12 protein-coding genes are annotated in these 11,852 nt (G+C 34.0%); 6 read left to right on the forward strand and 6 right to left on the reverse strand.

Translation table 11 applies throughout. From position 1 onward, the window contains the following. Both sucC (ABFR62_10000) and sucC (ABFR62_10005) read right to left on the reverse strand, forming a co-directional pair. On the reverse strand, positions 1–1,076 hold a 1,076-nt coding region (gene sucC, locus ABFR62_10000), incomplete at its 3' end, for an ADP-forming succinate--CoA ligase subunit beta (protein MEN8138751.1). A gap of 301 nt (positions 1,077–1,377) precedes the next feature. Further along, on the reverse strand, positions 1,378–2,571 hold the full coding sequence (sucC, locus tag ABFR62_10005; GenBank protein MEN8138752.1) for an ADP-forming succinate--CoA ligase subunit beta: 1,194 nt from the start codon (positions 2,569–2,571) through the stop codon (positions 1,378–1,380). A 205-nt stretch (positions 2,572–2,776) separates the two neighbouring features. On the opposite strand from sucC (ABFR62_10005), the gene ABFR62_10010 reads away from it, so the two are divergent. Further along, complete coding sequence (locus ABFR62_10010) at positions 2,777–3,256, forward strand: DUF6146 family protein (protein MEN8138753.1); 480 nt, start codon at positions 2,777–2,779, stop codon at positions 3,254–3,256. Between the two features lie 37 nt (positions 3,257–3,293). On the opposite strand, the gene ABFR62_10015 is transcribed toward ABFR62_10010, so the two are convergent. Genes ABFR62_10015 through ABFR62_10030 form a run of 4 tightly spaced genes read right to left on the reverse strand, consistent with a single transcriptional unit; the run spans position 3,294 to position 5,511 of the window. Next, on the reverse strand, positions 3,294–3,533 hold the full coding sequence (locus tag ABFR62_10015) for a DUF3820 family protein (protein MEN8138754.1): 240 nt from the start codon (positions 3,531–3,533) through the stop codon (positions 3,294–3,296). A gap of 23 nt (positions 3,534–3,556) precedes the next feature. Next, on the reverse strand, positions 3,557–3,946 hold the full coding sequence (locus ABFR62_10020; GenBank protein MEN8138755.1) for an acyl-CoA thioesterase: 390 nt from the start codon (positions 3,944–3,946) through the stop codon (positions 3,557–3,559). Between the two features lie 54 nt (positions 3,947–4,000). Next, entirely contained in the window at positions 4,001–4,762 is a 762-nt protein-coding gene (locus ABFR62_10025; protein MEN8138756.1) for an ATP-binding cassette domain-containing protein, read from the reverse strand. Between the two features lie 2 nt (positions 4,763–4,764). Then, a complete protein-coding gene (locus tag ABFR62_10030; GenBank protein ID MEN8138757.1) occupies positions 4,765–5,511 on the reverse strand; it encodes an ABC transporter permease in 747 nt (248 codons plus the stop codon). Positions 5,512–5,685: 174 nt separating this feature from the next. Here ABFR62_10030 and ABFR62_10035 point away from each other — a divergent pair, with 174 nt between their 5' ends. From ABFR62_10035 to ABFR62_10055, 5 genes are all read left to right on the forward strand, one after another. Next, the gene (locus ABFR62_10035) at positions 5,686–6,285 is read left to right on the forward strand and encodes a SprT-like domain-containing protein (protein ID MEN8138758.1); all 600 of its coding nucleotides are present in this window, start codon (positions 5,686–5,688) and stop codon (positions 6,283–6,285) included. 41 nt (positions 6,286–6,326) lie between these two features. Continuing rightward, positions 6,327–7,415, forward strand: coding sequence for a mannose-1-phosphate guanylyltransferase (locus tag ABFR62_10040; protein MEN8138759.1), 1,089 nt, complete (start codon positions 6,327–6,329; stop codon positions 7,413–7,415). A 174-nt stretch (positions 7,416–7,589) separates the two neighbouring features. After that, positions 7,590–9,977 carry a penicillin acylase family protein gene (locus tag ABFR62_10045; protein ID MEN8138760.1) on the forward strand — a complete coding sequence of 796 codons (2,388 nt, stop codon included), beginning with the start codon at positions 7,590–7,592 and terminating at the stop codon, positions 9,975–9,977. Between the two features lie 20 nt (positions 9,978–9,997). Beyond that, positions 9,998–10,492 (forward strand): shikimate kinase, encoded by a 495-nt coding sequence (locus tag ABFR62_10050; protein ID MEN8138761.1) that lies wholly within the window; start codon positions 9,998–10,000, stop codon positions 10,490–10,492. 275 nt (positions 10,493–10,767) lie between these two features. After that, the gene (locus tag ABFR62_10055) at positions 10,768–11,655 is read left to right on the forward strand and encodes a 3-hydroxybutyryl-CoA dehydrogenase (GenBank protein MEN8138762.1); all 888 of its coding nucleotides are present in this window, start codon (positions 10,768–10,770) and stop codon (positions 11,653–11,655) included. The last annotated feature ends 197 nt before the right edge of the window (positions 11,656–11,852 follow it).

Here is an 11,852-nt window from a genome sequence, read left to right on the forward strand (position 1 = left end):
CGTACAATTACCGGAACATTAAGAGCATCACCCATACTTTTCGAAGCATCAACAACACCTTGTGCTACACGGTCACCACGTACAATCCCACCAAAGATATTTACCAGAATAGCTTTTACATTTGGATCACTTAAAATTATACGGAATCCTTTTTCTACACGTTCAGCATCGGCAGTACCTCCTACATCCAGGAAGTTTGCAGGGTCACCACCGGATTGCTTAATCAAATCCATAGTAGCCATTGCCAAACCGGCTCCGTTTACCATACATCCAACGTTTCCATCCAGTTTTACATAGTTAAGTCCTGCTTTATCAGCTTCTACTTCTGTTGGATCCTCCTCGTTGAAATCTCTCATTTCTTCAATATCCTTATGACGGTACATTGAATTATTATCGATTGTAACCTTTGAATCTGCTGCATAAATAGCTCCATCAGCGGCTTTAATTACGGGGTTTATCTCAAACATACTGGAATCTGAAGCATCGTATGCCTTATATAAAGCAACTACGAATTTCACACATTGCTTAAATGCTACACCACTCAACCCTAAATTAAAAGCTACTTTACGAGCCTGAAATCCCTGGATTCCAACTTTAGGATCTATTTCCTCAGTAAAAATTAAATGCGGAGTCTCTTCTGCCACAGTTTCGATATCCATCCCTCCTTCTGTGGAATACATTATCATATTACGACCTGTTGCTCTGTTTAAAAGAACAGACATATAATATTCTTCTACAGGCTCAGGTCCGGGATAATAAATATTTTGCTCTACCAGTACCTGACGTACTAATTTCCCCTCTTTTGAAGTTTGAGGAGTAACTAGCATCATTCCCAAAATCTGTTCAGCAAAATCTTTAACTTCCTCCAATGATTTGGCAATTTTCACTCCACCGCCTTTACCACGACCACCTGCGTGAATTTGTGCTTTTACTGCCCATTTATCAGATCCCGTAGAATCAGCTATTTTCTTTGCTGCTTCAACAGCCTCTTCAGGAGTTTTGGCAACTATCCCCATAGGAGTAGCAACACCATATCCTGCTAAAATTGACTTTCCTTGATATTCGTGAAGGTTCATGATTTGTATATATCAGTTATGTTTAATTTTACATCTATTATTCAGAATGATATGCTAAAATATACTTCTGAAAAAGTAGAACAAATTTAGAAATCATATTAATACAATATACTTTGATGACATAAAAATTAGTATGATTTATAACAGGTTGAAAGATGCTTGGGCAATAGAGGTGTTACAATTTTAAATCAATATTTTTTTATATATAACACTGTATTTATTAAACTCATTATCTCCTTAAATCAAAAAAAGGTCGTCAAAGAAAAACTCCGACGACCTTTTTATCTTATTTTAACAGAATCTAGTTCAACACTTCGTTCACTAATTTTGCTGCATCTTCGAATAAAATTGCTGAGTGCACTTTAAGTCCGCTATCATCAATAATTTTCTTTCCTTCTACTGCATTTGTACCCTGAAGTCGTACTATAACCGGAACATTTAGAGCATCACCCATACTTTTTGAAGCATCAACAACACCTTGTGCTACACGGTCACCACGTACAATTCCTCCAAAAATATTTACAAGAATAGCTTTTACATTTGGATCACTTAAAATTATACGGAATCCTTTTTCTACACGTTCAGCATCGGCAGTACCTCCTACATCCAGGAAGTTTGCAGGGTCACCACCGGATTGCTTAATCAAATCCATGGTAGCCATTGCCAAACCGGCCCCGTTAACCATACAACCAACATTCCCATCCAGTTTTACATAGTTAAGTCCCGCTTTATCAGCTTCTACTTCTGTTGGATCTTCCTCTTTAAAATCTCTCATTTCTTCAATATCCTTGTGACGGTACATTGAATTTGCATCAATTGAAACCTTAGCATCAACTGCTAAAACTTTATTGTCAGATGTTTTCAGTACGGGATTAATTTCAAAAAGAGAAGAATCAGAACCTTCATAAGCTTTGTAAAGAGCAGTAACAAATTTTGTCATGTCCTTAAAAGCCGTTCCGCTAAGTCCTAAATTAAAAGCAATTTTACGTGCCTGAAAACCCTGAAGTCCTATTTTAGGATCAATTTCCTCAGTAAAAATAAGGTGAGGTGTATTTTCTGCAACAGTTTCAATATCCATTCCTCCTTCGGTAGAATACATAATCATATTACGTCCGGTTGCTCTATTTAAAAGAACAGACATATAATACTCTTCATTCTCGCTCTCTCCGGGATAATATACATCTTCGAAAATAGCAACCTGATTCACCAGTTTCCCTTCTGCTTTTGTTTGCGGAGTGATTAGGTGCATTCCTATAATTTTTTCAGATAGCTCTCTTACTTCTTCGATAGATTTAGCAAGCTTAACACCTCCTCCTTTACCGCGTCCACCGGCGTGGACCTGAGCTTTAACAACATACCATTCGGTACCTGTTTCTTCTGTTAATTTTTGGGCAGCTTCTACAGCCTCATCCGGGGTGCTTGCAACAATACCCCTTTGAACTCGAACTCCGAAACTGTTCAATATACCTTTACCTTGGTACTCGTGTAGGTTCATATTTATTATTATTTTGGTTTATGCTGGCAGATAGTTTAAATCAGCAACATTATTTAGTTTTGGTAATTAGAAAGGCAAATGTAAAAATCATATTGACATATACTACATATCATTAATATTTTTTAATGATTTAAAGCATATTTTATTAATAAGAAGAATAATAAGCTTTTATAAATAACGTTATATATTTACAACATAAGCTATTATGAAAATAAGAAAATATGATAACAGAAAGGCTATTATATATTTTGGTATAATGATATTTGCTTTTTTTATATTAAGCTCTTGTAATAGCAGCAAAAAAAAGGTTGAAAATACCGAAGTACATTACAGTACTTTGGAATTAAAACCTGTTGAGCCTGATTCTGACAATGAAACTGAGTACGATATTATTATTACTGATATAGGCTATGATACATTCCTGTTAAATCAGAAGCCCAAGAATTTCTACTCTCAACAATACTATGAAAACTGGAATAAATACTATGTAACAGACTGGAATCAGAAAGTTCAGACGGCATCTTACCACTCACAGAAATATCAAAATGTATTCGATATGTATATAGATTATAATCCATCAATAAACTATGGTCTGGATGTGAATTATAAACTATATTATTACTTTATGTTTGTTGAAAAAAAATACGGAATACACTTCAATGTTCCAAGGGCTATTAACTATTAGATCTTAGATTAAAATTAATACTCTTTCAAGCATCACATCAATATTTTGGACGGGAATTAATAATTTTACGCAACATTACCTCCAAACCATTTAACTTAATCTCATACATTGCCTGAAGCATCTCTCCCATTTTTCCTTTTGGAAAACCTTTACCGTTGTACCATGCCAAATATGGCTCCGGCAAATCAATAAGCAATCTGCCTTTATATTTGCCATAAGGCATTCTTGTTTCGAGAAGTTTAATTAAATCTCGGCGTTGCTCAGGAGTACTATACATACAACTTATATTGTTTGCTATAATTAATCTTCGATCAATAAACTTAGTATTTCATCAGGACGATGTGGTCTGCCATTTTTAAGACTAACTCCCGTTACTTTTGCATTTACAATCAGTTTATTATCAGGAATTCTTAATATTTGCTGATTGAATACAATTCTTAGATTCCCTTGCTTTTCTGTTTCGATAGTAACTTTAAACCTGTCTCTGCTTTTTAGCGGAGATTTAAAATCCATCTCTACTCTGGTTACCACTAAATCCTGCCCTTCATTGTGTAGTTCGGCAAAATCAACACCTTTAGAAATGAGATACTCATGACGGGCATGTTCTAAATATCTCTGATAATTTGAATTATTTACAATTCCCTGCAAATCCAATTCGTAATCGCGAACCAATAATTCGATACTGTACATATTATTTTTTTGTGCTTAAAGAAAGTATTTCTGTCATTATAGAAATTATGAGAATCACTTGGCATTATAAGCTTCTCTAACTTTTCTAAACAGCTCTGAAGAAAATACAAAGTCTAAAATTGCGGGATTATCAGTACGGAATATATCTTCTTTATTCCCCTCCCATTTTTTTAAACCTTCTTTTATTAAAATAATATTCTCTCCAATTTCCATTACAGAATTCATATCATGACTATTGATAATCGTAGTAATATTGTATTCTTCAGTAATTTCTTTTATCAAATTATCAATTACAATAGCTGTTTTAGGGTCTAAACCTGAATTAGGTTCATCACAAAACAAATACTTAGGCTGCATAGAAATTGCCCGGGCAATCGCTACACGTTTCTGCATTCCACCCGATAGTTCCGAAGGAAATTTAGAATTAACATTCTCAAGGTTTACCCGATCAAGCACAACGTTCACTCTTTCACGCATTTCTTCATCAGATTGTTTTGTAAACATCCGAAGTGGAAACATAATGTTCTCCTCTATCGACATTGAATCAAAAAGAGCACTACCCTGAAAAACCATTCCTATTTCCATTCTAATCTTCCGCTGTTCTTTTAATGTAAGCTCGCTATAAACTTGTTCATTAAACGAAATCCTACCTGAATCAGGTGTATGTAATCCTACTAAACACTTAAGAAATACAGTCTTTCCGGAACCACTTTGTCCGATAATTAAATTGGTTTTACCCCTGTGAAACTCTGCGTCTATTCCCTTTAGAACCTGATTTTCATCAAATGATTTATATATATCGCTTACCTTTACCATAATTAAACAAGTAATAATTGAGTTAGAATATAATTAAGTAAAATAATTGAGATACTTGTCCACACTACCGCTTTTGTAGACGCCCTACCAACTTCTAATGCTCCACCCTTTACTTTAAATCCATAATACGACGGAACTGTAACAATTACAAAAGCAAAAAACACCGTCTTTATCAATGCATATGTAACATAAAAAGGCTTAAAGTATATCTGTAATCCAACAACATAATCATTCGATGTACATACTCCGGATGCCACACTGGCAAACCAACCGCCGGCAATACCTAAAAACATACTCAAAACAATAAGTATTGGGAAAAAAGTAACTGCTGCAGCAATTTTAGGAGCAACCAAATAACTGATAGAATTTACTCCCATAACATCCAGAGCATCTATCTGTTCTGTAACTCTCATAGTCCCTATACTTGATGCTACATATGAGCCTACTTTACCGGCAAGAACAATTGATATCATTGTTGGGGAAAACTCAAGAATAATTGATTCTCTGGTTGCAAGGGCAATATAATAAAGGGGGATAAAAGGATTATCTCCCATATTGTAAGCCATCTGCAACGATACTACAGCACCAACAAAAAATGATATAAATGCTACTATTCCTAAAGAACTGACACCTAAATCTTCTATCTCACTAAAATAAAGTCTTCTGTATACTTTAATTTTCTCAGGCTTACTAAAAACCTGTATCATAAGTAAAGTATATCCTCCTATATTTTTTAAATATTTTGTCATTAAGTAATATTATCAAGGTTTAGTCGAAAATAGTTTTTATTCTAAACACCAAATATATGTACTTTATTAGAATTTGAAGCGATACTATAACATAAACAAGTAAATGTTTTAGTAAATCTTTGATTATTATATCATACTTGGTTACATTGCAGCCTCTTTTAACAAAAAGCTTAAATGCAAGAAACTCTACTAAAATACTTTCCTCCAGAAGTTGCTCCTCTTGTAGAATCTATTATTAAGGAAAATAAAATTCACTTTACTATTTCGCCAAACAGAAAATCAAAAGCAGGTGATTACAGAAGTCCCCGAAATGGAAGCGGACACAGAATAAGTGTGAATGGCAGTTTAAATAAATATGCATTTACTATTACATTTTTTCATGAATATGCTCATCTTCTGGTTTGGGAAAATTATGGCAGTAAAGCTGATCCACATGGTAATCAGTGGAAAACAATATTCAGTAAAATTCTGCAGAAATTAATAGACAACAATATATTTAAAGGCAGTTTGGCTGCAGCTGTTAAAAGCTATTCTTTAAGTCCAAAGGCCAGTACTGATTCAGATATTTTTCTTGCAAGAGAACTAAAAAGCTACGATAAAAAGTCAGATTTTTTAAAACCTCTATTTGAAATTGATCAGGGATACAAATTTAAACTTGAGAATGGCAGAATTTTTGTTAAAGGAGAAATGAAAAGGACTAAAATATGGTGTAAAGAATACGGAACAAATTCTATTTTTGCGTTTAATCCAAATGCAGAAGTTATTGAATTATAATTTTCTATTCTTTACATTAAACAGATAAAATAAACAATATTATGCATCAAGATAAATATGCTATAATTATGGCCGGTGGAATCGGATCAAGATTTTGGCCAATGAGTACAACAAAATATCCAAAGCAATTTCACGATATATTGGGAGTGGGAAAATCGCTGCTTCAACTTACATTCGACAGACTTAACAATATAATACCAAAAGAGAATATATATATAGTAACTAATGAGATTTATGAAGATCAGGTTTTAGACCAGCTCAAAGGTATTTCTGAAACTCAGGTTTTATTGGAGCCTGTAATGAGAAACACGGCTCCCTGTATTGCCTATGCAGCTTTTAAAATCTATAAAAATAACCCTAAAGCCAAATTGGTTGTTGCTCCTTCAGATCATTTAATTACCAATGAGCTTGAGTTTATCAAAAATATAGAAACTGCTTTTGAAACTGCCGAAAAAGAACAGACATTAATTACCCTGGGTATTCAACCTTCCCGTCCTGATACCGGATATGGTTACATACAGTACTTTTCAAATAAAACAGCAGAAAATAAGGATATAAAAAAGGTTAAAACTTTTACTGAAAAACCAAACCTCGAAATAGCTAAGGAATTTATTAGTAGCGGAGATTTTCTTTGGAACTCAGGTATATTCATATGGACTGCAGAAGCTATCATAAAAGCATTTAATATACACCTCCACGAAGTTTATGATATGTTTAAGGGTGGTCATGAATTCTATAACACCAGCGATGAAAGAAAGTATATTCATAAAATATATCCTTCTTGTCCTAAAGATTCAATTGATTATGGAATAATGGAGAAAGCAGATAACGTTTTCGTTTTACCTGTTGATTTCGGATGGTCTGACCTTGGTACATGGGGGTCTCTTTATACTCATATAGATCAGGATGAGAACAGGAACGCAAGCGTATCTAAAAATACATTGTTTTATGATTCTTCAAAAAATTTAGTTAACGTAAACCCTGAAAAACTTGTTGTAATACAAGGACTGGATGATTATATTGTTGTTGATAAAAACAATACTCTTTTGATCTGTAAAAAAGAAGATGAACAAAAAATAAAACAGTTTGTTCAGGATGTCAGACTGGAAAAAGGAGAAGAATTTGTTTAAAAAATAAGTTTACATCTTTTAAGAATAGCAGAACCTCCGGCAAAAGTCGGGGGTTGTTTTTTTTACATATGTAGACTATTTATTAAAACATCTAAATGTTTGATCTAAAAAAATATATGTATTTTTGACCGAACTGAATTTTATCATCAGACCTAATTATTAATTTAGAAACAAATGAAAAAAACATTAAAAATTACCATAAGTATAATTGTAGTCTTATTAATTGCACTTATTGGTTTTTCATTCTACCTAAAAAGTACCTCTACAAATTATAACTTCGAAATCAGTTCAGATAAAGTTGACTCGAAAGTTAAAATAATCTTTGATGATAATGCCGTTCCACATATTTATGCTGAGACGGAAAAAGATGCCATGTTTGCCCTTGGATACGTCCATGCTTCAGAAAGACTTTGGCAAATGGATTTGATACGTCATGTTGGTGCAGGACAATTATCTGAACTTTTTGGAAAAGACATGATAGAAAACGATAAGTTTTTGAGAACAATAGGTATAGATAAAACTGCAAGAATATCTGCAAAAGAATTTTTGATTAACGCACCTGAAAATATTAAAACATCAACTCAGGCTTACCTTAGTGGAATAAATAAGTTTATTGAAGAAGACAATCTGCCTATAGAATATAAACTACTTCAGCTTAAACCTGAATATTTTGAAATTGAAGACATATACAGAACTACCGGTTATATGGCCTATAGTTTTGCATTAGCTTTAAAAACAGATCCTTTCGTAAGTTACTTAAAGCAAAACTTCAATCCGGAGTATTTAGATGACTTATCTATACATACAATAAAAAACAACACTACTATTCCGGTAACAAACTCCGACTTTACTGATATTGCAAAGACTGTTGCAAGTTTAGACGAAAAATTACCTGTGCCCCAGTTCATAGGGTCTAATGCCTGGGTAATAGCACCAAAGAAAACTAAAAGCGGAAAGGTAATATTTGCCAATGATGCTCATATAGCTTTCGCGTCACCTTCAGTTTGGTATGAAGCTCATATAATAACTCCTGAGTTAGAATATTACGGTAATCATTTGGCCGGATTCCCATTTCCACTCATCGGACACACTCTGGAACATTCATGGGGATTGACAATGTTTGAAAATGATGATATTGACCTGTATCAGGAGAAAATAAATGATGGCAAATACCTTCAGGATAGTATCTGGTATGATTTATCGGTAAGGAAAGAGAAAATAAATATTAAAGACTCCGAAAGTATTGAACTTGAAATAAAAGAGACTAAACACGGTGCTATAATAAATGATGTTCTTGCATCTGTAAAAGATTCGGAGCCTGTGGCTATGTGGTGGACATACAATAAATATTCTAAAAATGAAATTATTGAAGCTGCCTACAATTTTTCAAGAGCAGATGATATAGATGGTGTGAAAAAAGCTGCATCCATGCTTCACGCTCCCGGATTAAATATTATGTATGGCGACAGTACCGGAAACATAGCATGGTGGGCTTCAGCCAAGTTACCGATAAGACCCGATTATATCGATTCAAAAGAGATAATTGACGGAACTGATTCAAAAAACGATATTACAGGCTGGTACGATTTCTCAAAAAATCCCCAGGCTGTAAATCCTGAAAGCGGTTATGTATATTCAGCAAACAATGCTCCTGCGAAGGTTGATGAAGTACACTACCCTGGATATTATTACCATGGAAATACAAGAGCTAAAGGAATTATTGACGCTTTAGAATCTCAGAAAAATTCATGGACTATAGAAGATGCACAGAATATACAATTGAACGGTAACTCTCCTACATATAAAAGCAACTTTGATAAAATGTTTTTTTACCTAAATGAAGATGCTCTAAATGAGAAACAACTTGAAATGCTTGACAACATAAAAGAATGGAAAGGTACTCATACAACAACTGAAATTGCACCAACAATATATTATAAATGGATGTACAATTCATTAGAAATGATATTTATTGATGAATTAGGAGAAGAAAAATTTAAAACGTTCCTGAGCACAATTATTTGGGAAAGAAGCTTTCCAATGATTCTTGAAAACGAAAATTCACCTTGGTGGAACAATATCCAAACCGATAATATTCAAAGTGCAAGTGAAATAATTACATCGGCATTTATCAAATCCTATCAAGATCTGAACGCCCAGTTAGGTAATGATATTTCACAATGGAAATGGGGAGAAGTTCATCAGGTAACATTCAAACACCCAATAGGTAAAATGAAGCCATTGGATAAAATCTTTAATATTGGGCCATTCCCTGTTGCTTCAGGTAAAGATGCACTGAATAAATTAGGTTTCCCTCTAAATAGCACAGGAGTTTACAATGTAACATCCGGACCGTCAGAAAGAATAACTCTCGACTTTTCTGATATAAAAAACTCTGAAAGCATTATTCCTACGGGTCAATCGGGAAATCCTTTTAGCGATTATTATTCTAATCAAACCGAAAAATATTTAAACGGAGAATACAGAAAGCAACGAATGGACAAGGATGATATTGAGGCTAATAAGAGTGCAGAGGCCGTAATTAATGTATCAATGAATTAATGATTTAATGTAGTAATAATATGCTAGTATTTTTTGTAGGATATATAGAGACGAGGAAGAAAATATGGGGAGAAAAATTGGCAAAAGAGTTGAATTATGATTTTGTTGACACCAGGGATTTAATTGCTGATAAAGCAGGTACTACGTATGGCGACTTGTTAAAAAACAAGGAACTTTACATCAAATTAGAACAAGAAGTATTAGAAGATGTCTTAAAGCTGGAGAATACAGTAATTGCTACCAGTGAACTTCTCCCGGGAAGAGCCGATAATATGGATATTCTGAATAATGCAGGAAAAACTGTTTTTCTGAGAGCCGGGCTCGGGTGTATTATGATGAGAGTGTCAAAACTAAAAAATGAGATACCTCTATTGAGCGGAATTGATCCGGATATCGTTCCTGATTTTATCTCTATGGAGTTAAAACGCAGAAACCCTGTCTATGCAAAAGCACAGTTTAATAAACTTTCACGGGAATTGAAAATGAAGGAGTTATTGGAGTTTATTAATTTATGATTTACTACCCCGATATTTCAATCAGTTAGTTTGTGCTTGTTTAAATTTATGCAACGAATAATTCGTCAAAACAAACTTTATTCGCCTGCAAACGACGAGCTTTCTGTCAAAGCAAACTTTATGCAAATATAAATTATAAGAAATATTGCCGGGTGAAGCTTTGTTCATTTGAATATTGTACTAATTATTTATTAAACAATAATTTTAAATCTTAAATCACACATATCATAAATTAATTATATTTGATACACCAACATAAACTAATCAAATATAATATGAACAATATCGCAGTAATAGGTGCAGGAACCATGGGAAATGGTATCGCACATACATTTGCACAAAAAGGATACCATGTTGCTCTTATCGACATTTCGGAAAAAAGTCTGGAAAGGGGTTTAAAAACCATCTCAAAGAATCTGGACAGGATGGTAGCCAAGGAAAAAATCACAGAAGAAGATAAGGAAAAAACACTTGCAAATATTTCAAAATTCACGGGTATTGAAGAAGGAATAAAGAATGCAGACCTGGTTGTAGAAGCTGCTACCGAAAATATAGATTTAAAGTTAAAAATTTTCAAACAACTCGACGAACTCACATCCGACAGCACAATTCTTGCAACAAATACATCTTCGATATCTATTACAAAAATTGCGGCAGTTACGGGCAAACCTGATAAAGTAATTGGTATGCATTTTATGAATCCGGTTCCGATTATGAAGCTTGTAGAAATAATCAGAGGATATTCTACTTCCGATGAAACTACAAATGTTGTTATGGAGATGAGCAAAAAGCTTGGAAAAGTACCAACAGAGGTAAACGATTACCCCGGATTTATCGCAAACCGTATTTTAATGCCAATGATAAATGAGGCAATTTATTCGCTTTACGAAGGAGTTGCCGGTGTTGAAGAAATAGATACGGTAATGAAACTCGGAATGGCGCATCCAATGGGACCATTACAGTTGGCCGACTTTATCGGATTGGATGTTTGTTTATCTATTTTGAATGTAATGTACGATGGATTCAAAAATCCAAAATATGCACCATGTCCCCTACTGGTAAACATGGTAACTGCAGGGAAACTGGGAGTAAAATCAGGAGAAGGATTTTATGATTACAGTGAAAGTAGAAAAGCTGAAAAAATATCTAAACAGTTTGTTTAGGACCTCATTTCTATTGAGATTGTGACCATATAAGCAAATTTACACGTCATATCGAGGCCTTAGTTTTTTTCTCAAAAACTCCAACCCGCCTGACCGGACGGGCAGGTGAGTTGATGACAAAAAAATAACCGCAACGTAACGCAATTGTGCAGTGCCTCGGCTTAGCCGACGGAAGCAATCATGAACACCCACTATAG

Source organism: Bacteroidota bacterium (genome assembly GCA_039714315.1).
Taxonomy (GTDB): Bacteria; Bacteroidota; Bacteroidia; order Flavobacteriales; family JADGDT01; genus JADGDT01.

Bases quoted from the DNA above. Each gene is read 5' to 3' on its own strand.
- ABFR62_10025 (MEN8138756.1), bottom strand. From the start codon at position 4,762: ATGGTAAAGGTAAGCGATATATATAAATCATTTGATGAAAATCAGGTT.
- ABFR62_10050 (MEN8138761.1), top strand. From the start codon at position 9,998: ATGCTAGTATTTTTTGTAGGATATATAGAGACGAGGAAGAAAATATGG.
- ABFR62_10020 (MEN8138755.1), bottom strand. From the start codon at position 3,946: ATGTACAGTATCGAATTATTGGTTCGCGATTACGAATTGGATTTGCAG.
- ABFR62_10055 (MEN8138762.1), top strand. From the start codon at position 10,768: ATGAACAATATCGCAGTAATAGGTGCAGGAACCATGGGAAATGGTATC.
- ABFR62_10040 (MEN8138759.1), top strand. From the start codon at position 6,327: ATGCATCAAGATAAATATGCTATAATTATGGCCGGTGGAATCGGATCA.
- sucC (MEN8138752.1), bottom strand. From the start codon at position 2,571: ATGAACCTACACGAGTACCAAGGTAAAGGTATATTGAACAGTTTCGGA.
- ABFR62_10035 (MEN8138758.1), top strand. From the start codon at position 5,686: ATGCAAGAAACTCTACTAAAATACTTTCCTCCAGAAGTTGCTCCTCTT.
- ABFR62_10015 (MEN8138754.1), bottom strand. From the start codon at position 3,533: ATGTATAGTACTCCTGAGCAACGCCGAGATTTAATTAAACTTCTCGAA.
- ABFR62_10030 (MEN8138757.1), bottom strand. From the start codon at position 5,511: ATGACAAAATATTTAAAAAATATAGGAGGATATACTTTACTTATGATA.
- ABFR62_10010 (MEN8138753.1), top strand. From the start codon at position 2,777: ATGAAAATAAGAAAATATGATAACAGAAAGGCTATTATATATTTTGGT.
- ABFR62_10045 (MEN8138760.1), top strand. From the start codon at position 7,590: ATGAAAAAAACATTAAAAATTACCATAAGTATAATTGTAGTCTTATTA.